At 58.9% G+C, this 26,046-nt stretch carries 20 protein-coding genes, 1 tRNA gene, 2 rRNA genes and 1 riboswitch (1 of these 24 cut by a window edge); of the genes, 6 read left to right on the top strand and 17 right to left on the bottom strand.

Annotated features, from left to right (window positions below; all coding sequences use genetic code 11):
- Positions 1 to 159: 159 nt before the first annotated feature.
- Positions 160 to 486, bottom strand: coding sequence for a thioredoxin TrxA (gene trxA / locus WE862_RS04395; protein ID WP_005339416.1), 327 nt, complete (start codon positions 484 to 486; stop codon positions 160 to 162).
- 113 nt (positions 487 to 599) lie between these two features.
- On the opposite strand from trxA, the gene rhlB reads away from it, so the two are divergent.
- Genes rhlB through WE862_RS04380 form a run of 3 tightly spaced genes read left to right on the top strand, consistent with a single transcriptional unit; the run spans position 600 to position 3,686 of the window.
- Positions 600 to 1,886 carry an ATP-dependent RNA helicase RhlB gene (gene rhlB, locus WE862_RS04390; RefSeq protein ID WP_042032746.1) on the top strand — a complete coding sequence of 429 codons (1,287 nt, stop codon included), beginning with the start codon at positions 600 to 602 and terminating at the stop codon, positions 1,884 to 1,886.
- Between the two features lie 12 nt (positions 1,887 to 1,898).
- Entirely contained in the window at positions 1,899 to 3,389 is a 1,491-nt protein-coding gene (gppA, locus tag WE862_RS04385; protein WP_042032744.1) for a guanosine-5'-triphosphate,3'-diphosphate diphosphatase, read from the top strand.
- Positions 3,390 to 3,416: 27 nt separating this feature from the next.
- Positions 3,417 to 3,686, top strand: coding sequence for a Rho-binding antiterminator (locus WE862_RS04380; protein ID WP_042032742.1), 270 nt, complete (start codon positions 3,417 to 3,419; stop codon positions 3,684 to 3,686).
- A 74-nt stretch (positions 3,687 to 3,760) separates the two neighbouring features.
- Here WE862_RS04380 and WE862_RS04375 read toward each other — a convergent pair whose 3' ends face one another.
- Complete coding sequence (locus tag WE862_RS04375) at positions 3,761 to 4,507, bottom strand: class I SAM-dependent methyltransferase (protein WP_042032741.1); 747 nt, start codon at positions 4,505 to 4,507, stop codon at positions 3,761 to 3,763.
- A gap of 76 nt (positions 4,508 to 4,583) precedes the next feature.
- Here WE862_RS04375 and WE862_RS04370 point away from each other — a divergent pair, with 76 nt between their 5' ends.
- Positions 4,584 to 5,324: a substrate-binding periplasmic protein gene (locus tag WE862_RS04370; protein ID WP_042032740.1), complete on the top strand. Its 741-nt coding sequence runs from the start codon at positions 4,584 to 4,586 to the stop codon at positions 5,322 to 5,324.
- A gap of 3 nt (positions 5,325 to 5,327) precedes the next feature.
- Here the strand turns inward: WE862_RS04370 and WE862_RS04365 are convergent, their stop codons facing one another.
- Together WE862_RS04365 and prlC are read right to left on the bottom strand one after the other, a co-directional pair.
- Complete coding sequence (locus WE862_RS04365) at positions 5,328 to 7,877, bottom strand: putative bifunctional diguanylate cyclase/phosphodiesterase (RefSeq protein ID WP_042032739.1); 2,550 nt, start codon at positions 7,875 to 7,877, stop codon at positions 5,328 to 5,330.
- Between the two features lie 204 nt (positions 7,878 to 8,081).
- The gene (gene prlC / locus WE862_RS04360) at positions 8,082 to 10,124 is read right to left on the bottom strand and encodes an oligopeptidase A (RefSeq protein WP_042032737.1); all 2,043 of its coding nucleotides are present in this window, start codon (positions 10,122 to 10,124) and stop codon (positions 8,082 to 8,084) included.
- 424 nt (positions 10,125 to 10,548) lie between these two features.
- Positions 10,549 to 10,634, top strand: a riboswitch (cyclic di-GMP riboswitch).
- Between the two features lie 54 nt (positions 10,635 to 10,688).
- Between prlC and WE862_RS04355 the strand changes: the two genes are divergently transcribed.
- Positions 10,689 to 12,881: an immunoglobulin-like domain-containing protein gene (locus tag WE862_RS04355; protein WP_339058704.1), complete on the top strand. Its 2,193-nt coding sequence runs from the start codon at positions 10,689 to 10,691 to the stop codon at positions 12,879 to 12,881.
- Positions 12,882 to 13,052: 171 nt separating this feature from the next.
- A complete protein-coding gene (locus tag WE862_RS04350; RefSeq protein WP_082035511.1) occupies positions 13,053 to 15,650 on the top strand; it encodes an FG-GAP-like repeat-containing protein in 2,598 nt (865 codons plus the stop codon).
- Positions 15,651 to 15,735: 85 nt separating this feature from the next.
- Here WE862_RS04350 and hemB read toward each other — a convergent pair whose 3' ends face one another.
- The 13 genes from hemB to WE862_RS04285 form a co-directional block, all read right to left on the bottom strand.
- Positions 15,736 to 16,752 (bottom strand): porphobilinogen synthase, encoded by a 1,017-nt coding sequence (gene hemB, locus WE862_RS04345; protein WP_005342403.1) that lies wholly within the window; start codon positions 16,750 to 16,752, stop codon positions 15,736 to 15,738.
- A 3-nt stretch (positions 16,753 to 16,755) separates the two neighbouring features.
- The gene (locus tag WE862_RS04340) at positions 16,756 to 17,541 is read right to left on the bottom strand and encodes a TatD family hydrolase (RefSeq protein WP_042032734.1); all 786 of its coding nucleotides are present in this window, start codon (positions 17,539 to 17,541) and stop codon (positions 16,756 to 16,758) included.
- Positions 17,542 to 17,652: 111 nt separating this feature from the next.
- Positions 17,653 to 18,408 (bottom strand): twin-arginine translocase subunit TatC, encoded by a 756-nt coding sequence (gene tatC, locus WE862_RS04335; protein WP_033112884.1) that lies wholly within the window; start codon positions 18,406 to 18,408, stop codon positions 17,653 to 17,655.
- A complete protein-coding gene (gene tatB / locus WE862_RS04330) occupies positions 18,405 to 18,854 on the bottom strand; it encodes a Sec-independent protein translocase protein TatB (RefSeq protein ID WP_042032732.1) in 450 nt (149 codons plus the stop codon). The genes tatC and tatB overlap by 4 nt, the downstream gene beginning before the upstream one ends.
- Before the next feature lie 3 nt (positions 18,855 to 18,857).
- Positions 18,858 to 19,106, bottom strand: a complete 249-nt coding sequence (tatA, locus tag WE862_RS04325) for a Sec-independent protein translocase subunit TatA (protein WP_041210572.1) — start codon at positions 19,104 to 19,106, stop codon at positions 18,858 to 18,860.
- A 42-nt stretch (positions 19,107 to 19,148) separates the two neighbouring features.
- Entirely contained in the window at positions 19,149 to 20,789 is a 1,641-nt protein-coding gene (gene ubiB, locus WE862_RS04320; protein WP_042032731.1) for a ubiquinone biosynthesis regulatory protein kinase UbiB, read from the bottom strand.
- Entirely contained in the window at positions 20,789 to 21,397 is a 609-nt protein-coding gene (locus WE862_RS04315; RefSeq protein WP_042032730.1) for a ubiquinone biosynthesis accessory factor UbiJ, read from the bottom strand. The genes ubiB and WE862_RS04315 overlap by 1 nt, the downstream gene beginning before the upstream one ends.
- Before the next feature lie 8 nt (positions 21,398 to 21,405).
- Positions 21,406 to 22,158: a bifunctional demethylmenaquinone methyltransferase/2-methoxy-6-polyprenyl-1,4-benzoquinol methylase UbiE gene (gene ubiE, locus WE862_RS04310; RefSeq protein ID WP_042032728.1), complete on the bottom strand. Its 753-nt coding sequence runs from the start codon at positions 22,156 to 22,158 to the stop codon at positions 21,406 to 21,408.
- A gap of 355 nt (positions 22,159 to 22,513) precedes the next feature.
- Positions 22,514 to 23,779 (bottom strand): cytosine deaminase, encoded by a 1,266-nt coding sequence (locus tag WE862_RS04305; protein ID WP_042032726.1) that lies wholly within the window; start codon positions 23,777 to 23,779, stop codon positions 22,514 to 22,516.
- Positions 23,773 to 25,017, bottom strand: a complete 1,245-nt coding sequence (gene codB, locus WE862_RS04300) for a cytosine permease (RefSeq protein WP_042032725.1) — start codon at positions 25,015 to 25,017, stop codon at positions 23,773 to 23,775. The genes WE862_RS04305 and codB overlap by 7 nt, the downstream gene beginning before the upstream one ends.
- 254 nt (positions 25,018 to 25,271) lie before the next feature.
- Positions 25,272 to 25,347, bottom strand: a tRNA-Thr gene (locus WE862_RS04295).
- A gap of 47 nt (positions 25,348 to 25,394) precedes the next feature.
- Positions 25,395 to 25,509, bottom strand: a 5S ribosomal RNA gene (rrf, locus tag WE862_RS04290).
- Between the two features lie 81 nt (positions 25,510 to 25,590).
- Positions 25,591 to 26,046: ribosomal RNA gene (locus WE862_RS04285) — 23S ribosomal RNA — on the bottom strand (it continues 2,433 nt past the right edge of the window).

The raw sequence follows: 26,046 nt of genomic DNA, 5'->3' as shown, positions 1-26,046 counted from the left end.
GTCTGCTGGATTGATGCTGATCGGATTTGACTTGCCAGGCTAGCAATGGAGTCAGGCAAAAAGGTTAGCAAACGAGCGATAAACTAGCACCAATCGGGATGAGCGTCTAGGTGATAAAACAGAAGGAGCGCATTATTGCAATGCGCTCCTCTTCGATTATTACAGGTTGCCGTCCAGGAACTCTTTCAGCTGAGTCTTGGACAGTGCACCGACCTTGGTCGCTGCCACTTCGCCATTCTTGAACAGCAAGAGGGTCGGGATACCACGAATGCCGTACTTGGGCGGAGTATCAGAGTTATGGTCGATGTTCAGTTTGGCTACGGTCACGCGACCTTCGTACTCTTGGGCAACTTCTTCCAGGATCGGGGCAATCATCTTGCACGGACCACACCACTCGGCCCAGAAGTCGACCAGAACGGCGCCATCGGCTTTGATTACATCTGCCTCGAAGCTGGCATCGCTCAGCTGAACAATCTTGTCACTCATCTCCAACTCCAGTCAGTAAATAAGGCTTTATTGACACGTCAATAAAGGCAATAGTTGCCCTATTTGAAATGATCCTGTTTATTATTGCAAGCCTAACCTGATAACCTACCGCCATGAGCAAAACACACTTAACGACCGAAAAATTCGCCCAAATGGGCCTCGAACCCGAAGTTCTGGCTGGTCTGGAAGCAAAGGGATTTCACTATTGTACGCCCATCCAGGCACTGTCCCTGCCACTGCTGGTAGAGGGCCATGACCTCGCCGGGCAAGCACAGACAGGCACCGGCAAAACCATCGCCTTTCTGGCCGCCACCTTCAACTATCTTCTTACCCACCCGCTGACCAAACCCCGTCTGGTAAATCAACCCAGAGCCATCATCATGGCACCCACCCGGGAGCTGGCAGTACAGATCTACAACGATGCCGACAGCATCGCCGCATCTACCGGCCTGAAACTCGGCCTCGCCTACGGTGGCGAAGGTTACGACAAGCAGCTGGCCGTACTGGAGCAGGGCGTCGACATCCTGATCGGCACCACTGGCCGCATCATCGACTACTTCAAGTCCAAGGTGATCGATCTGAGCAACATTCAGGTCGTGGTACTGGACGAAGCGGATCGCATGTTCGATCTGGGCTTCATCAAGGACATCCGCTTCCTGTTCCGCCGCATGCCGCCCGCCACCGAGCGACTGAGTATGCTGTTCTCCGCCACCCTCTCCCTGCGCGTGCAGGAGCTGGCCTACGAACATATGAACCACCCGGAACATGTGCAGGTAGAGCCGGAGCAGATGACCGGCGTGCGGATCAAGGAGGAGCTGTTCTACCCCTCCAACGAAGACAAGATGTTGCTGCTGCTCTCCCTGATGGAAGAGGAGTGGCCGGAGAAAGCCATCGTCTTCGCCAACACCAAGCATGTCTGTGAAGACGTTCATGCCTGGCTGGAGAACGACGGCCACCGCGTTGGTCTGCTGACCGGCGACGTGCCGCAGAAGAAGCGGATGAAGATCCTGGAAGAGTTCACCAAGGGTTCGCTGGACATCCTGGTCGCCACCGACGTCGCTGCCCGTGGTCTGCACATCCCCGACGTGACTCACGTCTTCAACTATGACCTGCCCGACGACGCCGAAGACTATGTACACCGTATCGGTCGTACCGGCCGTGCCGGCAAGAGCGGTCACTCCATCAGCTTGGCCTGTGAAGACTATGCCTTCAACCTGCCGGCCATCGAGGAGTACATCCACCACCCGATCCCGGTCAGCAAATATGATCGCGAAGCACTGCTGGATGATGTCACCGCGCCGAAACGGGTGTTCCGCAACCGCCAGCCGGTGAACCGCAACATGCGGGATCGCCAGGGTGGCAACAGCAACAACCGCCGTCGTCCGCCGCGCAAAAGCTAAAGGATAGGCCCGTTGCACAACTCGCCTCTCTATGCCGCCATCGACCTCGGCTCCAACAGCTTTCACATGCTGGTGGTGCGCGAGGTCGCCGGTGCCCTGCGCACCGTTGCCAAGGTCAAACGCAAGGTTCGCCTCGCCGCCGGGCTTGATGCCGACTTCCGTCTCAGCCGTACCGCCATGGAGCGGGGCTGGGACTGTCTGCGCCTGTTCGCCGAACAGCTGCAGGACATTCCGGCCGACAACATCCGGGTAGTGGGTACCGCCACCCTGCGGCTTGCCACCAACGTCGACGAGTTCATCAGCGAAGCGGAGCGGGTGCTCAACCACAGCATCGAGATCATCTCGGGCGAGGAAGAGGCCAAGACCATCTATGAAGGGGTCTCCTGGACCTCTGCCGGTGAAGGCAACCGACTGGTTATCGACATCGGCGGTGCCAGTACCGAACTGGTGATCGGCGAGCATAGCGAAGCGAAACTGCTCAATAGCCTGCACATGGGCTGCGTCACCTGGCTCAACAATCACTTCGGTGATGGCGAGCTCTCCGAAGCCCGTTTCGAGCAGGCGATTGCCGCCGCCAAAGCGGTGCTGGAGAAGGTGGCGGATGATTACCGTGCCCTTGGCTGGCGCACCTGCGTCGGTGCTTCCGGTACGGTACAGGCGCTGCAGGAGATCATGCTGGCGCAGGGGAAGAGCGAGCGGGTCACCCTGCCGAAACTGCAGGAGCTGATGGGTCAGGCCATCGCCTGCGGCAAGCTCGACCAGCTGCAACTGGAAGGGCTGGCAGCCGAACGGCTGACCGTGTTCCCCTCCGGCCTCGCCATCCTGATCGCCATCTTTGAAACCCTGAACATCGAGAGCATGACGCTGGCGGGTGGTGCCCTGCGCGAGGGATTGATCTACGGCCTGCTCGGCAACAATCACGACTGCGATGCCCGTGACCGCACTGCCGACAGCCTGATCAACCGCTACCAGCTGGACAAGGAGCACGCCGAACGGGTGCGTGACACCGCCATCGAGGCGTTCACCCAGTTGCAGCCGGCCTGGCGCCTCTCCAAGCGCTATGGTCGCCCGATCCTGCGCTACGCAGCACTGCTGCACGAAATCGGTCTCTGTATCGAGTACAAGAAGGCGCCGCAACACGCCGCCTACATCATCGACAACATCGATATGCCGGGCTTTACCCCTGCGCAGAAGAAGCTGTTGTCAGCCCTGCTGTTCAACCAGCGGGATGAATTCAAGCTGGAGCCGCTGGAGAAGCAGGGGGCGGTAACCGCTCGTCAGGCGATCCGGCTGGCCCGCATCCTGCGCATCGCCCTGATCCTCTGCATGCGCCGCACCCAGGGAACCGTGCCCGGCTTCACGCTGGAAGCGGACGAGGATGCGCTCACCCTGACCCTGCCCAAAGGGTGGCTAGAAGAGCACTACCTGCGCGCCAGCGAATTGCGCTTTGAAGTGGATCGCCAGCAGAAGATGGGCTGGCCGACCCGTTTGCAGGAAGCCTGATCCCTCTGCCTTCTCAAGGAGCAGACCATGCCGGATTACCAACCTATCAGCTGTGACCTCTACGACTGGCTGGAGATTGCTGCCAGCTGGCAGTTGCCGGTCGCGCTGACCAGTCGGGATAGACGTGAGTGGGCGGATCGGATCCGCACCATAGAGGCCCGCGATGGGGTGGAGTATCTCCAGCTGCACAGCGGCAAGCAGCTCAGTCTGGCAGATCTGGCGACCATGAGATTCAGCTGGCAGGGAGAGGAGAAGCTGATCCGCTACGCCCCACCAGCCCAGTCAGACAGCCAATAAATAGCAAGAGGGCCAACCCGATCGGGTTGGCCCTCTTTTTTGTTTGGTCGCCCGGACGATATGCCAGTCGCCGCTTAACTCGCCAGTGCCGCCATTACGTAGACATCGAAGCGGTTGCTCTTGGTTTCGATGGCCATGCTCGGCTTCTGTTCGTTGAGCCAGCCAGCGTAGTCGGGGCGCTTCACCACCACCCGCTTCTCTGCCATCTGGAGCGCTGCTGGCAGCAGGGCATCCGCATCGAGATCCGGCCCCACCAGAGACTGGAATACCCGCATCTCTTTTTTCACCAGCGCCGACTTCTGCTTGTGCGGGAACATGGGGTCGAGGTAGATCACCTCGGGCCGTTCGGTCAGCCCCAGCAGGGTATCCACCGCAGGGCCGTGCAGCAGCTGCATCCGCTCGCGTACCCATGGGCCGATCTCGGAGTCTTCTGCGGCGCGTGCCAGACCATCCTGCAGCAGGGCTGCTACCACGGGGCTGCGCTCAATCATGGTCACCCGGCAACCGAGAGAGGCCAGCACAAAGGCATCGCGCCCCAGCCCGGCCGTGGCATCGACCACGGTCGGAGTCGCCCCCGACTTGAGCCCCACCGCCTTGGCAATGGACTGACCGCGACCGCCGCCAAACTTGCGGCGATGGGCGACTGCCCCTTCGACGAAATCCACGTAGACGGCCCCCAGCTTGGGCTCATCCAGCTTGCGCAGCTCCAGCCGCTCCGGGGTAAATACCAGAGCAAACTGGGGAAGGTCTATCTGGGCAAGCTGGCTGGCCAGCGCGTCTGCCAGCGCGGCCTTGGCGGGGTCTTCGAGGAGGATTTGCATGGTCTCTGGATGCGTTCTAAGTTCAGTGAACCGAGTGTACCACAGCCCCTTCGCGTCGCTGTAGGGAGGAAACCCCATGAACCTGCTCATCGCCTTGCTGCTCGCCGCCCAGAGCAGCCCCCATCTCAAGGTCTGTGGCGTGGACTGGCCCCCCTTCTCCTATGCCGAACAGGGCAACCTGAAAGAGGGGATATCGGTCGAGATCCATCAGGAGGTGGCACATCGCCTCGGCATGAGCCTCACCCTGCTCGAACTGCCATGGGGACGCTGCGAACAGTACGTCAACACCGAGCTGGCGGACGGTATTCTCGACAATGCCCCCCTGCCCGGCTGCTACCACTCTGACCTTGCTACTGCTTTCTACCCGCTGGCTGCCTATGTACGCACCGACAGCCCGCTGCAGACTTTCTCATGGGAGATGGCCAAGGGATTGAAAGTGGGGATGGTCAGGGGCTATGACTACACGGACAAGATCAAGAACTTCACCGGCTGGGAACCCATCAAGGCCCACTCCGACAAACAGTTGCTGCTGATGCTGGAGAAGAGCCGGGTCGACATGATAGTGCTGGATTACTTCTCGGCCCCCATCCTCTCCAAGGAGCAGGACGTCAAGATCCGCGCCCTCACCCCCTTTATCGATTCAACCCCGCTCTATCTCTGCTTTGGCAAACAGAGAGCAGAGCTGCTGCCCGCCTACAACAAGGCGCTGCAGCAGATGCTGGACGAGGGCGTGCTGGATCGCATCTATATGCGCTATCTCGGGGAGGATTACCGGACGCTGCGGGGCAAGCAGGAGAAATTGAAACCGGCGCAGTGACGGTCAGCTGGAACGAGCCTGCAAAAACATGTTCTTGTCGTTGAGCTGCAGATATTCGGTGAGATCGTCGTAGGCGAGCGGACGACTGAGCAGATAACCCTGGGTAAAGGCACACCCCTTCTGGCAGAGGAAGTTGAGCTGCTCGCGAGTCTCCACCCCTTCGATCACCACCTGCATCCCGAGGTTGTGCACTATGTTGATGATGCCGTCCAGCAGCATCCGATCCTGCTCGTTGAAGGGAATATGGCGCACGAAAGATCGGTCGATTTTGACCAGATCGACCGGGAATGTGCGCAGATAGTTGAGCGCCGAGTAGCCGGTGCCAAAGTCATCGATGGCCAGCTTGCAGCCCGCCTCGCGCAGGGCATCGATCCGCACCCTGTGCTGATCGCTGCTCTCCATCAGCAGAGATTCGGTAATTTCGATGACGATGTCGGCAGGATCGAGCTCAAAATGGTGGATCACCTTGAGCCACTCGCTCGCTTCCGGATCTATGGTCTGGAACTCCATGGTGGAGCGGTTGATCGACATCTGCAGCTCCGGAAAACCGGAGCGCTGCAAACGCGCCAGATCCCGACACGACTGCCACAGCACCAATGACCCCAGCCCCTGGATCAGCCCCGCCTCCTCCGCCAGTGGAATGAACTCGGCCGGTGAAACCTGTCCCCACTGGGGATGATACCAGCGAACCAGCGCCTCCAGCTTGGCCACCCTCCCGCTGCGGTTGTCCCAGATGGGCTGGTAGGCCATGGTCAGCTGCTCCTGCTTGATCGCCTCCGCCAGATCCTGCTGCATCTGGTGACGCTGGCGCACCTCTTCGCGCATGGAGGAGCAGTAGGTGCCGATCAGCCGTCCCTGCCGTTTGGCAGCAAACAGCGCCTGCTCGGCGTTGCGCAGCAGCTCGTCGCTCTCGCTGCCATCGATGGGGCAGAGGGTCATCCCCACCGTCGCCGTCACGTAGAGGTGCTGGTTGGCCAGCATGAAGGGGCGGGCAAAGCTGCCGATCACCTGCTTGGCAAACACCTCTGCCTGACGGCGGGTCACTATGCCCGGCACCAGAAAGGCAAACTCGTCACCACCGATGCGGGCCACCAGATCCTCGGTGCGCACCCGGCTCACCAGCCGATCCGACACCTCCCGCAGCAGGGCGTCACCGGCATGGTGATCCATGCTGTTGTTGACCGCCTTGAAGTTGTTGAGGTCGAGCACCATCAGGGCGAAGCGTTCGCCCCGCTCGCAGAAACGACCGAGACAGCGGCCAAACAGCCAGCGGTTGGGCAGGCTGGTCAGGTTGTCATAGTTGGCCTGTGCCGCGATCTTCTGTTCGGCGAGCTTGGTCTGGGAAAGATCGCTGAAAATGGCGATATATTGCTGAATCTTGCCCCCTTCGCGCAGGGTGCTGATCATCAGCTGCTGCGGGTAGAGCTTGCCGTTCTTGCGCTTGTTCCACACCTCGCCGCGCCATACCCCCACCCGCTCCAGCGCGTGGTACATGTCGGCATAGAAGGTCTGATCGTGCAGGCCGGACTTGAGGATGCTGGGGCGCTGGCCACACACCTCCTCGCTGCTGTAGCCGGTGATCTGCTCGAACGCCGGGTTGACCGAGATGATGCGGCTGTCGTCATCACACACCAGGATCGCCTCGGAGAGGTTGTCATAGACCCGGTGGGAGAGCTTGAGCTGCTCGGCGTGGCGCTTGAGGGGATCGATATTCTCCAGCAGCACCATCAGATAATCCGGCTGCTGTAGCGCATCGCGAATAAGGGTTACCGTCACCCGCCCCCACAGCACTTCCCCGCCCTTACAGAAGTAGCGCTTCTCCTGAGTGAAGCTGCTGCGCTCGCCACGATAGAGCTGCTCGTAGTATTCGGCGCTGCGCATCCAGTCTTCGGGATGGTTGATGTCGGAGATGGTGCGATGGAGCAGCTCGTCGAGCGGGTATCCCAGCATCTTTTCGATGGCCGGGTTGGCCCACAGGATTCGCCCGGCAAGATCCAGCTTGCCGATCCCGACCGGCGCATGGGAGAGCATGCTCTGCAGCATATGGGGCGAATCGGGCAGCGGCTGCTGCGCGCGCTGCAGCAGGAGGGCCAGCTCGCGGCCAGCCAGCGGCCCCAGCAGCTTGAGCAACCCCATCACCTTGCCCATGTTGGCCTGCGGCTGGCGATAGAGCAGGCTGCAGATACCGATGGGCTCGCCATCGGCATTCTTGAGCACAATGCCGGCATAGGCCTGTGGCTGCCACTCCTGCGCAAGGGGCACATAGGGGAAGAGCTGGAGCAGACGGTCGCTGAACCAGGCTTCTCCCTCATGCCAGGTGATGGCATCGGGCGAGCCGGTTAGCGGCAGTTGCAGGGATTCGGGTTCAAGACAGGAGGGATAAGCGGCCTGCGCCCTGAACTGGGCAGCGTTTGGTTCCCATGTTGCGATCAGGACGACATCAGCCATCACAACCGCGGCGATTTCACTCACAAAGGTATCGAAATATCCCTGACCACTCGAATGAGCCAGACTGGAGATGATTTGATAGACGGAATCGAGTGCTCGCCTCATGGCAAGGGGCTTTCTCTCCTTGAAGATGTAGAACACGACTCTACTTAAGAGGCGCGGGCAGTGCAAACATGCATTCAGCAAGATATTAAAAAGGCATGAAAAAAGGACCAAAAGGTCCCTTTTTATGGCAAAAATCACGCCTTGATCCCACTATGCCGCAAAAGCGTATCTGCTTGAAGCTCACCGCTACGGCGGGGATAAAGGTTATGCCGCAATCCCGCTATGGCGCAGCAGCGCATCGACCTTTGGCTCCCGGCCACGGAAAGCACGGAACAGCTCCATCGGCTCCTTCGAGCCCCCTTTCTCCAGAATGTTCTGCAGGAAGGATTGGCCGGTCGCCGGGTTGAAGATCCCCTCCTCCTCGAAACGGGAGAAGGCATCGGCAGAGAGCACTTCCGCCCACTTGTAGCTGTAGTAGCCCGCCGCATAACCGCCGGCAAAGATGTGGGAGAAGCTGTGTTGGAAGCGATTGAACGCAGGCGGCGTCATCACCGCCACCTGGCTGCGCACCTCTCCCAGCAGCGCCGGGATCTGATCCGGTTTGGCCGGGTCAAACTCCTGATGGAGGCGGAAGTCGAACAGAGCGAACTCCAGCTGACGCAGCATCTGCATGGCGGCCTGGAAGTTGCGGGCAGTCAGCATCTTCTCCAGCAGATCGGCAGGCAGCGGCTCGCCGGTCTCGTAATGGCCGGAGATAAAGGCCAGCGCCTCCGACTCCCAGCACCAGTTCTCGAGGAACTGGCTAGGCAGCTCCACCGCATCCCAGGCCACGCCGTTGATACCGGCCACGCCAGCCACGTCGATCCGGGTCAGCATATGGTGAATGCCGTGACCGAATTCGTGGAACAGAGTGACCACTTCGTCATGGGTAAAGAGCGCAGGCTTGCCATCCACCGGGCCGTTGAAGTTGCAGGTCAGGTAGGCGACCGGCTTTTGCAGCGACCCATCCTGACGGTAGCGACGACCCAGGCAGACATCCATCCAGGCACCGCCCCGCTTGTGCTCGCGAGCATAGAGGTCGAGATAGAAGCTGCCGCGCAGCTCATCCTCGCTATCGAAGATGTCGTAGAAGCGCACATCCGGATGCCAGGTGTCGATGCCGAGGCGCTCGCGCACCTTCATGCCGAACACCCGCTTGACCACTTCGAACAACCCTTTCACCACCTTGTTGGCGGGGAAGTAGGGGCGCAGTTGCTCGTCGGAGATGGAGAATTTGTGCTGCTTGAGCTTCTCGGCGTAGTAGGCAATATCCCAAGCCGCCAGCTCGCTCTGGCCATGTTGTTCGGCGGCGAAGGCGCGGATCTCTTCCAGCTCGGCTTTGCCTTGCGGCAGGGATTTGGCCGCCAGATCGGTGAGGAAATCCACCACCTGACTGGTCTTGTCGGCCATCTTGGTCGCCAGCGACAGCTCGGCATAGTTGGCAAAGCCCAGCAACCTGGCGAGCTCGCTGCGCAGGGTGAGCAGCTCGGTCATGATGGCGGAGTTGTCCCACTTGCCAGCATTGGGCCCCTGATCGGAGGCGCGCGTGGTGAAGGCCTCATACATCTCGGCGCGCAGTTCGCGGTTGTCGGCATACATCATCACCGGCAGGTAGGAGGGAATATCCAGCGTGAACAGCCAGCCCTCTTTACCCTTGAACTCGGCCATCTGACGAGCCGCCGCCAGCACGCTCTCCGGCAGACCGGCCAGCTCGGCTTCATCGGCCACCAGCTTGTGCCAGCCTTGGGTCGCATCCAGCACGTTGTTGCTGAAGCGGGAAGCCAGCTCGGAGAGGCGGGCCTGAATTTCGCCGTAGCGCTGCTGCGCCTCGGCGGGCAGACCGATACCGGAGAGACGGAAATCGCGCAGGGTGTTCTGGATCTCCTTGCGCTGGGCGCCGCCAAGCCGCGGGAAATCATCGCTCTCGGAGAGCGCCAGATAGGCTTGATAGAGCCCTTCATGTTGACCGACATAGGTCTGGAATTCGGAGAGCAGCGGCAGACAGGCATCGTGGGCCGCGCGCAGTGGTTCGCTGTTGAGCACGGAGTTGAGGTGGCTGACCGGTGACCAGATCCGCGCCAGACGGTCGTTGACCTCTTCCAGCGGGGCGATCAGGCTGTCCCAGGTGTGGGGCTCGGTGTGCGCCAGCACATCCTTGATCTTCTGTTTGCAATCGGCGATGGCCTGCGTCACGGCGGGCTGTACATGATCAGGCTGGATCTGGCTGAAAGGTGGCAGCGAATCCATTGACAGCAAAGGGTTATTCATCCCGGTTACCTCTTGTTTGGTCTTGAACAGACCGCTTTAGCAGCTCTTCATGGTTCTCTAACATGTGGCCAAGTCACGCAATAATCAAGCTTCAATCCGCCTGTCAGCACTGTTTTCCCCTCTTTGTGAGCTCAAACACCTCTCTGCCAGATACTGGATGGCAACAGCATGAATAATCGGTACTTTTTTGCTCTTTTTGCGGCTTTTTCAACTCTCGAAGCGCAAGGCGGCAGACCAAATCCAATCGACAAATGAGTAGGTCACAGCGGCCTATCACCGGCTCTTTCCATGCTTGGAAAATAACTAACCAACAAGTTAATAACCAAAACAAATCATACACATACATTGATTAATTTGTTTTTAAGTGCATATCATAAGCAGCCTGTTACTCAGGTCACTTGATTCTCTGTGCCGCACGGAGAACGGGTGAAAAAGGCAAAGTGACCCGAAAGGGCACGACGCAAAGCCACCGGTCTAAGGGAGATTTCCTATGACAGCGGGGCTGCCCCCGGGAGCGTTCGGCCATAGCTGGACGCTCCGTTTGTACTGTATGGAGATATCAAGATGAACAAATTGAAGTTATCCCTGCTGGGCTGTCTGCTCGGCATGGGCGCCCCCATGGCGCAGGCCGCCTCGGCCGGCCAGGCCATGGTCAATCCCCAGTCCGGTGTCGTGGTGGGTTACTGGCACAACTGGTGCGGTGGCTCTGGCTATCAGGGCGGTACCGCCCCCTGCGTCAAGCTCGACCAGGTCAATCCGCAATACAACGTGGTCGATGTCTCCTTCATGAAGGTGTACGGCAGCGATCCCATCCCCACCTTCAAGCTCGACCCGGCCACCGGCATGAGCGAGAGCCAGTTTATCGAGCAGATTGCCCTGCTGAACAGCCAGGGCCGCTCCGTGCTGCTGGCGCTGGGCGGTGCCGATGCCCATATCGAGCTGCGTACCGGTCAGGAGCAGGCCTTCGCCGACGAGATCATCCGTCTGGTGGAGACCTATGGCTTCGACGGTCTGGACATCGATCTGGAGCAGTCCGCCATCACTGCCGCCAACAACCAGACCGTGATCCCGGCAGCCCTGCGGCTGGTCAAGGATCACTACCGCGCACAGGGGAAAAACTTCCTCATCACCATGGCGCCCGAGTTCCCCTACCTGACCGCCAGCGGTCTCTATACCCCCTATCTGCGGGCGCTGGAAGGCTACTACGACTGGATCAATCCCCAGTTCTACAACCAGGGTGGCGACGGCATCTGGATCGACGGGGTAGGCTGGATCGCCCAGAACAACGATGCCCTGAAAGAAGAGTTCATCTACTACATGGCGGACTCGCTGATCAACGGCAGCCGCGGCTACTACAAGATCCCCCACGACAAGCTGGTATTCGGCATTCCGACCAATATCGATGCGGCCGCCACCGGTTACGTCAAGAATCCGCAGGATCTGTTCGATGCTTTCAACAAGCTGAAGAGCCAGGGTCAGCCCCTGCGCGGCGTGATGACCTGGTCCATCAACTGGGACATGGGTCGTAACGCGGCCGGTCAGGCCTACAACGAAGCCTTCATCAAGAGCTACGGCCCCTTCATCCACGATCAGAACATCACCCCGCCGGACGAGAACGGCAAGCCGGTGTTCAGCGGCCTGAGCGATGCCCGCGTCAAGCACGGCACCCGCTTTGACCCGCTGGCCGGCGTCAGCGCCAATGACAAGGAAGATGGCGATCTGACCGGCCAGATCCAGGTAGAAGGGAGCGTCGATACCCAGCGCATCGGTCTCTATCCCCTCACCTACAAGGTGAGCGACAGCGACAACCAGACTACCGAGCAGGTTCGCACCGTCGAGGTCTACAGCATGAAGCCGGTCTTTACCGGTATTGCGGACACCACTATCGAGCTCGGCACGCCGTTCAACGTCATGACCGGCGTCAGCGCCCACGATGAGGAAGATGGCGATCTGACCGCCAACATTCAGGTCAGCGGCAACGTCGACAGCAGCAAGGTCGGCCGCTACACCCTCACCTATCTGGTGAGCGATAGCGCAGGCCAGCGTGTCACCCAGCAGCGCAACGTGACCGTCAGGGAGCAGGGCGCCATCTGTCAGAACAGCTGGGATGCCAAAAAGACCTACGTCGGCGGCGACATCGTCAGCCATAACGGCAAGAGCTGGCGCGCCGAGTGGTGCACCCAGAACGACGAGCCGGGTACGACCGGTGAGTGGGGCGTCTGGCGTCTGCAGGGAGACAGCGACTGCGATGGTGGCGAGAAGCCGCCGGTGATCGGCAGCAGCGACTTCACTGTCAGCGCCATGGGTTCCGACTACACCATAGTCAACGGTCAGGTCTCCATCCGCTTCAATGTCACCACCGCCAACCCGGTACAGATCTCTGCCACGCTGGAGCAGAACGGTCGCAGCTATGGCAACACCACCAGCCTGGTGAACGGCACCAGCGCACTGGTTTTGCAGGGCAGCAATGTGACCGATGGCAGCTACGAAGTGGTGATCAACGGTCTGGCAGATAGCCAGCAACCGGTGGTACAGCGCTTCCCGGTTGCGCTGACCGAGCAGAGCAGCGGCGGTGGCGAGGGTGACTACCCGGCCTACGCCCCCAACACCAGCTATCAGGCCGGTGATCGGGTCAGCAATGCCGGTGGCAACTACGAGTGCAAACCCTGGCCCTACAGCGGCTGGTGTGGCGGCTCGACCAGCCACTATGCGCCGGGTACCGGCAGTGCCTGGAGCGATGCCTGGATTAAAATCTGATTTTACAGATGATATAAGCGGGGGGAGGCGTGCCTCTCCCCTGCATAAAATAACAAGATAATCTGTTCATCATACGCAGATGATACTTATAAAAATAAAAGCTACTGATTTATATCAGATGGCTTAGCGTTGTTAACCCCATCAGGACATATTACGCCAAGGATATATCGGATGAATAAAATAAAATTATTGGGTTTGTTAACCTGTTTGCCTCATATTGGTATTGCACAGCCACTTCTGGCCCCCATACCAAATGAAGCACCACATATCTGGGATAAAGAAAACCAATACACTGTTGCCAATAACCAACCCTCCTCCACTGGTGACATTCTTTTAAACGTCTACGACGTTGAAAAAGATCCGGTCTTCATTAAAAGCTATTCGCCGCAAACTCGCACTGGTCACGGCCAAATTGAACATCGTGGAGATGGTATTTTTTTATATACCCCTGACAGCAGCGGTTATGTTGGCAGCGACAGTTTCACCGTAGAAATTTCGGATGGTATCAACAGCGTCACCAGCACGGTGACGCTGGATGTGGTATCCGGCAATAGCATGACAGTACCAACCCAGTTCAATCTGGTCGACCGGCTACCTCTCGGCAAAGCCATGCGTACTGCCGTTGCCAGTACCGATGTTGATGGCGATGGCATAAAGGATCTGGTGGTCAGCAGAGCCGATCGCACTGGCGAGCTCAAGTGGTACCGCTTTGACAACAATGAACAGACCTGGCAAGAAGCCGGCTTGCTGCTCAATACCGGCAACATCAACCATACTGCCGTGCGTTTCCATGACATCAACCAGGATGGTATTGACGATCTGCTGACCCTCAATTTTGACAATAACAAGCAGGGCGTACATGTCTATTATGGTGCTCGCAACTCAGGTACCAACCATCTGGAATATCTGGAAAAGCCGATCAGAGTCGTTGATTTATCCGGCAATCCTTTCATCCCTGAAAATATAAGCGCTGGCCACCCCAATTTTTCTCTGGTCGATTATGACCAGAATGGCAGCATCGACTTCATTATCAACAACAATCAGGTCTATACAGATCAGCTTGTTTATTTGAACTCGGCGGCACGTGGGCAGCTCCCGATCCTCTCCGGGGAAAACAAGGCAGTCCTATACAATAGTAGTGGCTATCACTCATCCACCTATTATTTTGACAGTCAGGATATTGCAACAGGCAGAATTACAGGCTGCAACTGGTGCAAGATCGATTACAGCAAGGATGGTTATAAATCCGCGATTCCATTAATTGATGAGAATGGTCAGAATCTGGACCTGCACAAAATGACCAATGGTCCGGTATTTGAAAGTCTGGATATCAACGGTGATGGTATTTATGACCTGGTACTGGGCGGTGCAAGCAATACTGAACTGCTGATCTCTTATGGCAAAGCGCTGGATATCGATGCGGCGATCACCACCATCCGCAACGAGCTTGCCAATGCCGAGCCGGACTTCGTCAACGTCATCAACCCGCTCTCCAACCAATTTGCCCTACATGGCAAGATCAGCAGCCAGCATGAGCGCGATCGGCTCTATCAGGCTATCACGGAGCTGGTTGCCAGCACGCCCGATCTGGCGATGGACAAACCGCAGCGATACAACTTTGCCAGCTACTCAACACAACTGGCGATTATTCTGGATCACTTAAAACCGAAGACCAGAGCGAGCCGGGCAAGCATTACCGGATTGTTTAAGATCGGCGGAGTGAAAAAGGATATTTTCGTCAAATACGGGCTGCTGGTCGGTGATAACCAAAAAGCCAGTCAGGGCCAGTTAGTGGCGATGCTGGAGTTTTTTGACAATCACCCGATGGGGCTGATGTTCCCCGATACGCTGGTATCGCTGGATCGTTTTTTCAATAGTGGCAATGATGCCTTCGTGCATCGCTACACCTCAAGCAAGAATACTTTTGGTATGAGTATTACTCGCCACCTGCGAGAATGGCGTGCCGACCTGCAAAAGCCGATCGTGGCGCAGCTGGGCACAGGAGCGGACTACGGCAACTACTTTACCTTCGTGCTGGCTCATGAGGTCACCCACTCGCTGAACCAGTACATCAGCAGACCAGAGTACAACCAGGGCAGATATGATTACGTCCGCCGCTGGGATCAGATGCTGAAGCTGGCCGCTGACTGCTCACCGGATATCAAGGACTGCAATAACCTCTCCTTTATGCGCGGCGGAATCGAAGCGTTTATGGGAGCCCGCCAAGAAACCCTCGCGACCCAAGCTAATCAACATTGGGCTAATTCCGAAGCCCGCATAGTGGGTGCTATCGACCGTTGGCATCGCAATGGTGAAACGGGCGTCTTCAATATGACTGCCAACATCACCGAGGTGCTGACCTTCCTCGATTTTCTGTCGGTCGGCAAAAACAAGATCCCCATGTTCCACACCTCCTACAACAAGGAGAACGACAAGGTCGATTTTGGTGTTGAATACGCGCTGCTGACGCGCAACGAGCAGGGCTATATCGACAGCGTGCGGATGACCAAGAGCGGCAACTACTACAAGTTTGTGGTGAATGAGTTGGGTGTCGTCACCGAGATCGTCGATACCAGCCTGCCGGAGCATGACTTCATCTTCCCGGACGGCCTTGGCCAATACCGGGACGGCACCAGAGTGCTGTTTGACGGCTTGGGGGTCTACCAGTGCTTTGGCCCCTGGGCCGCTCACTGCAACAATCAGGCATATGCTCCCGGCGTAGCCGTAGATCCCAACTGGATTAACCAGCAATGGCGACAGGCTGACTAACAACCGGCCATATTCTCGTTAAGAAAAAAGCCCTTTGCGACAGCAAAGGGCTTTTTGTTGGTCACGGCAAAACCGCTTCTTGCGATTATCTGGCATCTTCCTTCAGCCACTGCGCCACGCGCTTGGCGAAGTAGGTGAGGATGCCGTCGGCCCCGGCCCGCTTGAAGCAGAGCAGGGACTCCATGATGCACTCCTTCTCTTTCAGCCAGCCGTTCTGGATCGCCGCCATGTGCATGGCGTACTCACCACTCACCTGATAGGCAAAGGTCGGCACGCCGAACTGATCCTTCACCTGACGGATCACGTCCAGATAAGGCATGCCCGGCTTGACCATCACGCTGTCGGCCCCTTCCTGAATATCCAGCGCCACTTCGTGCAGGGCTTCGTTGCTGTTGGCCGGATCCATCTGATAAGTGGCCTTGTTGCTCTTGCCGAGGTTGCCGGCAGAACCGACCGCATCGCGGAACGGGCCGTAGTAGCAGGAGGCGTACTTGGCGGAGTAGGCCATGATCTGGGTGTTGATGAAGCCGTTCTCTTCCAGCGCGGCGCGGATGGCACCGATGCGGCCATCCATCATGTCGGACGGCGCGACTATATCGACCCCGGCCTCGGCGTGGGAGAGCGCCTGCTTGATCAGGATCTCGGTGGTGATGTCGTTCAGCACATAGCCTTCGTCATCGATGATGCCATCCTGACCGTGGGTGGTGAACGGATCGAGCGCTACGTCGGTGATCACCCCCAGCTCCGGGAAGCGGGCCTTGAGGGCACGCACGGTGCGCTGGGCCAGCCCGTTCGGGTTGTAGGCCTCTTCCGCCATCAGGCTCTTGCTCTCCAGCGGGGTCACCGGGAACAGGGCAATGGCAGGCACGCCCAGCGCAACCAGCTCGGCAGCTTCCTCCAGCAGCAGATCGATGGAGAGACGCTCCACCCCCGGCATGGAGGGAACGGCTTCCCGGCGGTTCTCCCCCTCCAGCACGAACACCGGATAGATGAGATCGTTGACGGTCAGTACGTTCTCGCGCACCAGACGACGGCTGAAATCATGTTTGCGCAGACGGCGCAGGCGGCGGCCCGGAAAGGCGCCCGGAAGAGTTGTAGCCATGAATCACTCCTGGAGAGGAAGTTGGAAGAACGCGGCGGAGGTGGCCCGGGTGTGGGCCAGCAAGGCCTCGGGCGCTTCACCACGACAGGCCGCCACCACCTGGGCGATGTGCGGCAAAAAAGCGGGTTCGTTGCGTTTCGGGCGCGGTTTCAGATCCCGCGGCACCAGATAGGGGGCATCGGTCTCGATCATCAGGCGGCCAGCCGGAATGCGGGCCACCTGCTCGCGCAGCAGCTGGCCGCGGCGCTCGTCGCAGAGCCAGCCGGTCACCCCGATATGCAGTCCCAGCGCCAGACACTCGTCCAGCTCCTCGTCGGAACCTGTGAAGCAGTGCAGCACGGCTCCCGGTAGTCTGGGCAACCAGGGACGGAGGATCTCGATGAAACGGGCGTGGGCATCGCGGCAGTGGAGAAACACCGGCATCCCGAGCTCGGCGGCCAGCGCCAGCTGGGCGTCGAATACCGCATCCTGCACCGGACGGGGGGAGAAATCGCGGTTGTAGTCGAGACCGCACTCGCCGATGGCCACCACCTGCGGCAAGGCTGCCAGCTCGCGCAGGGCGGACAGGGTCGCCTCATCAACACTCTTGGCGTCGTGGGGATGGACCCCGGCGGTGGAGAAGCAGTAGCCCGGCCAACAGGCGGCCAACCCGGCGCTCTCGCGGCTGCCAGCCAGATCGGTACCGGTCAGGATCAGCGCTTCCACTCCGGCGGCACGGGCACGGGCCACCAGCTCTGCCTGCTCGCCGGCAAACTGGCTGCTGGTCAGGTTTAAACCGATATCGATCATGGGATGAGGAGTTCCAGACAAAAGGAATACATATCAGGTATTTGAAAACCATCTACCGAATGGGGCCTTACCATACGCCTCGAACGGGAGCATGAAAAGAGGAAGGGAGCCTTAGCTCCCCTCTTCAGTCTGTTCCTGCTTCTCTTCGCTCTCTTCTTTCACGTAGAAACGGGCGAAGAAGAGACCCAGCTCCCACAAGCCCCACATGGGGATCGCGAGCAGCGTCTGGGAGAAGACATCGGGCGGCGTCAGCAACATGCCGACCACAAACACCCCGACGATAACGTAGGGACGCTTCTCCCGCAGGCTCTTGGGACTGGTTACCCCGGTCCAGCAGAGCAGGATGGTGGCCACCGGAATTTCGAACGCCACCCCGAACGCGAAGAACAGGGTCAGTACAAAGTCCAGATAGCTGGCGATGTCGGTCGCCACCGTCACCCCGGCGGGGGCGGTACTGGTGAAGAAGCCGAATACCAGCGGGAACACCACGTAGTAGGCAAACGCCATCCCCGCGTAGAACAGCAGGGCACTGGAGACCACCAGCGGCATGATCAGGCGCCGCTCATGCTGGTACAGACCGGGGGCGATAAAGGCCCAGGCCTGATAGAGCAGATAGGGGATCGCCACGAAGAAGGAGACCACCAGCGTCAGCTTGATCGGCGTCAGGAAGGGTGTCGCCACATCCGTCGCTATCATGCTGGTGCCAGCCGGCAGCTGGCTCAGCAGCGGCTGCGCCACGAAGTCGTAGATGTTGTTGGAGAAGTAGATCAGTGCCAGAAAGACCAGCAGGATGGCCGTCACCGACCGCAACAGGCGGGTTCTCAGCTCCACCAGATGGCTGATCAGGGGTTGTTCTGCCTGACTCATGGCTTGACCTCCCCTTTGCTGAGCGGCTCGTTCACGACTTCATGCTCCTGCTGGCTGTTGACCGGCGGCACCTCGTCATTCACCTGGGCAACCTGAGCCACTGGCTCGACGGGGGCCACAGGCTCTGCGACGGGGGGACGGATCTCGTTCTCGACCTGATAGGGGCGGTTGACCGACTGGGCCGCCGCCTTGAGCTGTTCGATGGACTCCTGCAGCTCGGGGCTCAGGTTGTTCATCTGCAGCTGTTCAGCCTTCTTCAGGTCGTTGTGCAGCTCTTGCAGCTTAAGCTCCTGCTCCAGCTCGGCCTTGACCGAGTTGGCGGTGGAGCGAATGAGGCGGATCCAGTGCGTCGTCGTGCGGATAGCGCTGGGCAGCCGTTCCGGCCCCAGCACCACCAACGCTACAACGGCGATAACCACCAGCTCCCAAAAACCGATATCGAACATGGCTTAGGCCTGATCTTTGTCTTTCTGCTTGGCGGTTTCGGCGTTCTGGTTAGCCGTTTCGTTCAGCTGCTTCGGCGGAAACTCGGCATCGTTCTGCTGCTTGGTATCGTTTGGTTCATCGGCCAGCGCCTTTTTGAACCCCTTGACCGCCGCACCCAGATCGCCGCCGATCCCGCGCAGTTTCTTGGTACCGAACAGCAGCACGACGATGACTGCGATGATCAACAATTGCCAAATACTGATACCACCCATGACTTTCTCTCCAGAGCAGGCGCCTGATGGCGCGGTTTTTGTTTAATGGGAACGGGTTCGCAGCCAGCCAAGCAGCCAGCAGATCCCGGCACCGGTGAGGCTGATTTGTCCCCACTCGATGTGTTGTTTTTGGTTCAGCAAGAATACACCCGCCAATAGCAGGCTGGCTCCCACCCCTAAGAGGTAGCGTGCCTGCCCCTGGCGACGGCTGTGGCGCCGAAACTCGGCAAACATCTGGTCGAAGTGATGCTGCTGATGGCGGGTCTGGCGCAGGGTCTCGTAGACCAGCTCGGGCAGTTCCGGCAGCTTCTCCGCCCAGAATGGCGCCTTCTCCTTGATGGCATTCAATACCGACTTGGGCCCCACCTGCTCGTGCATCCAGTTTTCGAGGAACGGCTTGGCGGTCTGCCACAAGTCCAGCTGGGGATAGAGCTGACGGCCCAGTCCCTCAACATAGAGCAGGGTCTTCTGCAGCAGCACCAGCTGCGGCTGCACCGCCATATGGAAGCGGCGCGCAGTGTTGAACAGGTTGAGCAGCACGTGACCGAACGAGATCTCGGAGAGTGGCTTCTCGAAAATGGGTTCCAGCACGGTGCGGATGGCGAACTCGAACTCGTCCACCTTGGTATCTGCCGGCACCCAGCCCGACTCCACGTGCAGCTCCGCCACCCGGCGATAGTCGCGGTTGAAGAAGGCGAGGAAGTTCTCCGCCAGATAGCGCTTGTCCTCCCGGTTGAGGGTACCGACGATGCCGCAGTCGATACCGATCCAGAGCGGGTTCTCCGGGTGTTCATAGGAGACGAAGATGTTGCCCGGATGCATATCGGCGTGGAAGAAGCTGTCGCGGAACACCTGGGTGAAGAATACCTCCACCCCGCGCTCGGCCAGCAGCTTCATGTTGGTGCCGTTGGCTTCCAGCGCCGCAATGTCGGAGACCGGAATGCCGTAGATGCGCTCCATCACCAGCACCTGCTCGCGGCAGAGATCGGTGATGATTTCAGGCACATAGAGCGCCTCTGAGCCGGTGAAGTTGCGCCGCAGCTGGATGGCGTTGGCCGCCTCCCGCATCAGGTTAAGCTCGTCGAGGATGGTCTTGCGATACTCCTCCACTACCTCGATAGGGCGCAGTCGCGCGCTCTGGGGCACAAAGCGCGCCACCATACGGGCCAGCGCCCGCATCAGGCGCAGATCGGCGTCGATGACCGGCTCGATGTCGGGGCGGATCACCTTGATGACGATCTCGCGGCCACTCTCCTTCAGCCGGGCGGTATGCACCTGGGCGATGGAGGCAGAGGCCAGCGGCGTCTCGTCGAAGTCGTCGAACAGGGTCTCGATAGGGCAACCCAGGCTGCGCTCAATCTGCTGACGCGCCGCCTGACCGCAGAAGGGGGGCACCCTGTCCTGCAGCAGGGCCAGCTCCTCGGCGATGTCCGGCGGCAGCAAGTCACGCCGGGTCGAGAGCATCTGACCAAACTTGATGAAGATGGGGCCGAGCGCCTCAAAGGCGAGGCGGATACGGGCACCGCGGCTGAGATCGGGTTGCCTGTTCTTGAGCCAGAACAGGGAGCGACGAGCCAGACGACCCGGCCAGGGTTGATAGCGAGCGGGCACCAACTCGTCGATGCCCCGCTCCAGCAGGATGGTGATGATGCGATAGAGGCGTTTGAACTCTTTCGGGGTCATCAGGCCACCTGCTGTTCGAGTCGAGCCAGCCGCAGTTCAACGGCCTTGAGCTGCTGGGCCAGCACCTCGACATCATCGTTGAAGCTCGCCACTTCCAGCGGGCCGGGGGCGAGGCGGATCTCTTCGGTCAGATATTCCGCCAGCTGACGCTGGCTGCGGCACAGTTCGCGGCCGACCAGACGACGCGCCTGACGGGCACCACTGAACAGGGTGTGCGCCACGACATCGCCGGTATAGCGGGAGAGCTCCTCTTCCCAGTCGATATCCAGCTCGCCCAGCAGCACGCTGAACGCCTGCACCAGCTGGGGGTCACCGCTCAGATCCAGCTTCTCCTCGCGGATATAGCGGGTCAGGGCGGAGGGTTCCTTGAGCAGACCGAGCGCGGTCAGGGAGAGGCTCAGCACTGCATCCGCCTCACCTTCATAGCTGGCCAGCACATCCAGCCGGCGCTCGGAGAAGACAAACCAGAGTGGCTTGAGTTCGCGCAGCTCCAGCTTGAGTACCTTACCTGCCAGCTTGCGCAGCCGCTCCGGGCTCTCTTTGTCCAGCCCCAGCAACTGGTTGAGGCTGGTTTCGATCACGGCGGTGACCATGGCATCCATCGGCATAGGCAACCTTAAAACTTGTAACCGCGGTGCAGGGCAACCACGCCCTGGGTCAGGTTGAAGTACTCAACCTGTTCGAAACCGACATTCTCCATCATGCCGGCCAGGGTCTGCTGATCCGGGTGCATGCGAATAGATTCAGCCAGATACTGGTAGCTTTCGCCGTCATTCGCGACGATTTCGCCCATTTTCGGCAGCAGTTTGAAGGAGTAGAGATCGTACAGCTTGGCGATCACTTCGCTGACCGGCTTGGAGAACTCCAGCACCAGCAGACGACCGCCCGGCTTGAGCACCCGGAACATGGAGGCGAGTGCCTTGTCCTTGTCGGTGACGTTGCGCAGGCCAAAGCCGATGGTGATGATGTCGAAGTGGTTATCCGGGAACGGGAGCGCCTCGGCGTTGGCCTGGACGTAGGAGACGTTGTTGGCGACCCCCAGATTACGCAGCTTGTCGCGGCCAACCTTGAGCATGGAATCGTTGATATCCGCCAGCACCACCTGACCGGTGTCGCCAACGATGCGGGAGAACTTGGCGGTCAGATCGCCGGTACCACCGGCCAGATCCAGCACCTTCTGTCCCTTGCGCACGCCGGAGCAGTCGATGGTGAAGCGCTTCCACAGGCGGTGGATGCCGAACGACATCAGATCGTTCATCAGATCATACTTGGCTGCCACCGAATGGAAGACGCCTGCCACCAGAGTCTCTTTCTCGGTCGCGGCCACGGTTTTAAAGCCGAAATGCGTTGTCGTAGCTTGTTCTGACATCCCTTAAACACCCATAGAACAAAGAATGGCCGCCAGTTTACCAGAGCCAATGGCGTGCGGACACCTTAAACCCGGCTCGCAACCATCTGCATGCCGAGCATGACCATGGCCAGACAAAGGCACAGATTGAGACCGATATTGAGCTGCGCCTTCAGATCGGCACCGTGTCGGGCCAGCACCACTGGTATCGAGGGAAAAGGAGGAGAAGCTGGTCAAGACGCCGAAGCGCCCCCAATCGCAACATAGAACCAGGCTTGCATGGCATCACTCCCTCAGGCTAAGGCCGCCATTATGTCGCAATGGCGGCCCTTGTGCCCAGCGAGGGAACTAATCGCCATCCGGCCTGATTGAAAACTCAGCGGCGAAAATCGATGGGCTCAGGCTGACCCAAAACGATCTCAGTCTGGGCTGGCCGGGTCTGGGCAATCACCTTGCCGTGGCGGATCGAGTAACGTACGGACACCTGACGGCGCACCGCATCGAAGCCGTTCTCGGCGGGCAGGATCAACAGGTTGGCCGGTTTGCCCACCTCGATACCATAGCGATCCTGCACATTCAGGGTGCGGGCGCTGTGACTGCTGATCAACTTCAACCCGTCGTTGATCTGCTCGTAACCCATGATTTGGCAGACATGCAGCCCCATGTGCAGCACCTGCAACATGTTGGCGGTGCCCATGGGATACCAGGGATCGAACACGTCGTCGTGACCGAAGCAGACGTTGATGTTCGCCTCCAGCATCTCCTTCACCCGGGTAATGCCGCGGCGTTTGGGATAGGTATCGAACCGTCCCTGCAGGTGAATGTTCACCAGCGGATTCGCCACGAAGTTGATATCCGCCATCTTGAGCAGCCGGAACAGGCGGGACGCATAAGCGCCGTTGTAGGAGTGCATGGCGGTAGTGTGGCTGGCGGTGACTCTATGTCCGATACCCCGCTCGTAGGCCAGAGTTGCCAGCGTCTCGATGAAACGGGATTGCTCGTCATCGATTTCGTCACAGTGCACATCGACCAGAACCTGATACTTCTCGGCAAGATCGAAGATGTAGTGCAGACTTTCGACCCCATATTCCCGGGTAAACTCGAAATGGGGAATAGCACCGATCACATCGGCCCCCAGCTTGAGCGCCTCCTCCAGCAATGCCTTGCCATTGGGGTAGGAGAGGATCCCCTCCTGCGGGAAGGCGACGATCTGCAGCTCCACCCACTCCTTCATCTCCTCCCGCACTTCCAGCATCGCCTTGAGCGCAACCAGATTGGGATCGGAGACATCGACGTGAGTACGGACAAACTGGATGCCGTTGGCGATCTGCCACTTCAGCGTCTGGATGGCACGCTGTTTCACATCCTCATGGGTCAGCAGCGCCTTGCGCTCGGCCCAGCGCTCGATCCCCTCGAACAGGGTGCCGGAGAGGTTCCAGCTCGGCTCGCCCGCCGTCTGGGTGGTATCGAGGTGAATGTGGGGCTCGATAAAGGGGGCGATGGCCAGACCGCCCTCCCCGTCCAGCACCCGACAGGCGACGGCATGCTCGTCATGGGGCTCAATGGCGGTGATGACCCCATCCTGACAGCGGATCTGCCACAATCCTTCCCGATCGGCCAAACGAATATGTTGAATCAGCATTTGCTAGCTTCCTGTACCAGAACCGGCCGCTGGGTGAGGCGAACCAGAATGAAATAGGTGAAGGCGGCGCCCAATACCGCGTTGAGTGGCACTATGCCCGGCAGCCACTTGCCGACAGCCACCCCGACTGCCGTGGCGACCAGCGCCTGCCAGCGCACCGTCTCGAACTGCTGCTCGGCAAACTGACGGTAACGCTCACGATTGAGCAGGAAATCCATGATGATAATGCCACCAATCGGCGGGATTGCCGTACTCAAAAAGGCCAGCCAGCCGACAAAGTTGTTGTAGAGCCAGAGGGCACAGGCGGTACCGACGAGGCCGTTGATCACGCTGAGCGGCTTGCTCTTGAGACCGGTAATGTTGGCAAAACCGAGGCCAGAGGCGTAGAGGGCGTTGTCGTTGGTGGTCCAGATATTGAGGCCCAGCACGAGAATGGCGGGGATCAACAGCCCCTGCATCAGCATCACTTCCGAGATATCGGCCTGCCCTGTCACGGCCGCGCCGGCTGCACCGAAGACGAACATCAGAGTGTTGCCCAAAAAAAACGCCACCATGGTAATCATGACGGCGCCCCAGGGTTTGCGACCAAAGCGAACAAAGTCGGCAGTCAGGGTTCCTGCACTAATGAAGGAACCGACCACCATGGTCAGCGCCGTGGTGAACTCGATGGGATTGCTTGGTTGCACCTGCTGCAACGCAGCCATGCCACCGGTCGAGGTCACCGCCAGCCAGACCGAGTAGCCGCCAAGCAGTGCAATGGCCGGTACTGCCACAAAGCTCAGCACCATCAGAGCTGAAATACCGAAGTAGACGGTCACCGTCATCAAAATGCCCGAAATGGCGATGAGCCAGCTCACATCGATGCCGGTCGCCTTCTGCACCGGCAGGGCAAACATCGCCACGCCAACGCCAAACCAGCCGACCTGAGTACCACCCAGCAGCAGGGATGGCAGCCAGGAACCTTTCACCCCAAACGAGTAACGCGCCAGCAGATGGGTAGAGAGACCGGTTGAGGCACCGATATAGCCGAGACAGGCGGTGTAGATACCCAGCAGCAAGTTGCCGAGCAGTACCGCCTTGATGAAATCATCGAACACCAAGCCGGTGCCCAGCGCACCGCCGGTCCACATGCTGGCAGAGAAGAAGGTCAGGCCGAGCATCACCAGCATCAGCGACAGCACACCTTTGCGCCCTTTGGCGGGAACCGCCCCCAAACAGTATTCGTTATCCTGCGCCATGCTCTTTCTCCACGTAATAGGCAAAACGCGCCGGATTTTACATGTAAAACGTTTTACGTCAATCAATCATGGTTAAATATCTGGATAAAACCATCAATAGCAGTCAAATGAGTAACACCTTGGGACTCAGATCAGCATAAAAACAGGGCAGGCCACAAACAGAGGAAAACATTGAAGATAAGGAATATGAGGGGATTTTTTGGAAAGCAACAGATGCAAAAAAGCCTCCCTTTTCAGGGAGGCTTTCTCTTTAATGGTGCTGATACCCAGAATCGAACTGGGGACCTCATCCTTACCAAGGATGCGCTCTACCGACTGAGCCATATCAGCACACTAACCGGTAAAGACCACGCTATCCGCGTAATCTAAAATTGGGTGCCTGGCAGTGTCCTACTCTCGCATGGCGAATGCCACACTACCATCGGCGCTACCGCGTTTCACTTCTGAGTTCGGCATGGGATCAGGTGGTTCCACGGCGCTATTGCCGCCAGGCAAATTCTTCAATCTGAGAAAGCTGACGTAAGTAATTCGTTCGTATTTGCTACAAGCCTTAGAACACTTCTTGGGTGTTGTATGGTTAAGCCTCACGGGTAATTAGTACGGGTTAGCTCAATGCATCGCTGCACTTACACACCCCGCCTATCAACGTTGTGGTCTCCAACGGCCCTTTAGGACCCTCAAGGGGTCAGGGATGACTCATCTCAGGGCTCGCTTCCCGCTTAGATGCTTTCAGCGGTTATCGATTCCGAACTTAGCTACCGGGCAGTGCCACTGGCGTGACAACCCGAACACCAGAGGTTCGTTCACTCCGGTCCTCTCGTACTAGGAGCAACTCCCTTCAATCATCCAACGCCCACGGCAGATAGGGACCGAACTGTCTCACGACGTTCTGAACCCAGCTCGCGTACCACTTTAAATGGCGAACAGCCATACCCTTGGGACCGACTTCAGCCCCAGGATGTGATGAGCCGACATCGAGGTGCCAAACACCGCCGTCGATATGAACTCTTGGGCGGTATCAGCCTGTTA

The sequence above is a fragment of the Aeromonas jandaei genome (assembly GCF_037890695.1).
Lineage (GTDB): Bacteria > Pseudomonadota > Gammaproteobacteria > Enterobacterales > Aeromonadaceae > Aeromonas > Aeromonas jandaei.
The sequence above is the reverse complement of the archived record's forward strand: the minus strand, read 5'-3'. Positions and strand labels throughout refer to the sequence as shown.

What these genes read in the sequence shown, in the direction of transcription:
- WE862_RS04370 (WP_042032740.1), top strand. Translation starts at nt 4,584, where the DNA reads ATGAACCTGCTCATCGCCTTGCTGCTCGCCGCCCAGAGCAGCCCCCAT.
- trxA (WP_005339416.1), bottom strand. Translation starts at nt 486, where the DNA reads ATGAGTGACAAGATTGTTCAGCTGAGCGATGCCAGCTTCGAGGCAGAT.
- tatC (WP_033112884.1), bottom strand. Translation starts at nt 18,408, where the DNA reads ATGAGTCAGGCAGAACAACCCCTGATCAGCCATCTGGTGGAGCTGAGA.
- WE862_RS04355 (WP_339058704.1), top strand. Translation starts at nt 10,689, where the DNA reads ATGAACAAATTGAAGTTATCCCTGCTGGGCTGTCTGCTCGGCATGGGC.
- ubiB (WP_042032731.1), bottom strand. Translation starts at nt 20,789, where the DNA reads ATGACCCCGAAAGAGTTCAAACGCCTCTATCGCATCATCACCATCCTG.
- ubiE (WP_042032728.1), bottom strand. Translation starts at nt 22,158, where the DNA reads ATGTCAGAACAAGCTACGACAACGCATTTCGGCTTTAAAACCGTGGCC.
- WE862_RS04375 (WP_042032741.1), bottom strand. Translation starts at nt 4,507, where the DNA reads ATGCAAATCCTCCTCGAAGACCCCGCCAAGGCCGCGCTGGCAGACGCG.
- WE862_RS04340 (WP_042032734.1), bottom strand. Translation starts at nt 17,541, where the DNA reads ATGATCGATATCGGTTTAAACCTGACCAGCAGCCAGTTTGCCGGCGAG.
- rhlB (WP_042032746.1), top strand. Translation starts at nt 600, where the DNA reads ATGAGCAAAACACACTTAACGACCGAAAAATTCGCCCAAATGGGCCTC.
- WE862_RS04315 (WP_042032730.1), bottom strand. Translation starts at nt 21,397, where the DNA reads ATGCCGATGGATGCCATGGTCACCGCCGTGATCGAAACCAGCCTCAAC.
- WE862_RS04350 (WP_082035511.1), top strand. Translation starts at nt 13,053, where the DNA reads ATGAATAAAATAAAATTATTGGGTTTGTTAACCTGTTTGCCTCATATT.
- WE862_RS04365 (WP_042032739.1), bottom strand. Translation starts at nt 7,877, where the DNA reads ATGAGGCGAGCACTCGATTCCGTCTATCAAATCATCTCCAGTCTGGCT.
- hemB (WP_005342403.1), bottom strand. Translation starts at nt 16,752, where the DNA reads ATGGCTACAACTCTTCCGGGCGCCTTTCCGGGCCGCCGCCTGCGCCGT.
- WE862_RS04380 (WP_042032742.1), top strand. Translation starts at nt 3,417, where the DNA reads ATGCCGGATTACCAACCTATCAGCTGTGACCTCTACGACTGGCTGGAG.
- tatA (WP_041210572.1), bottom strand. Translation starts at nt 19,106, where the DNA reads ATGGGTGGTATCAGTATTTGGCAATTGTTGATCATCGCAGTCATCGTC.
- tatB (WP_042032732.1), bottom strand. Translation starts at nt 18,854, where the DNA reads ATGTTCGATATCGGTTTTTGGGAGCTGGTGGTTATCGCCGTTGTAGCG.
- codB (WP_042032725.1), bottom strand. Translation starts at nt 25,017, where the DNA reads ATGGCGCAGGATAACGAATACTGTTTGGGGGCGGTTCCCGCCAAAGGG.
- WE862_RS04305 (WP_042032726.1), bottom strand. Translation starts at nt 23,779, where the DNA reads ATGCTGATTCAACATATTCGTTTGGCCGATCGGGAAGGATTGTGGCAG.
- prlC (WP_042032737.1), bottom strand. Translation starts at nt 10,124, where the DNA reads ATGAATAACCCTTTGCTGTCAATGGATTCGCTGCCACCTTTCAGCCAG.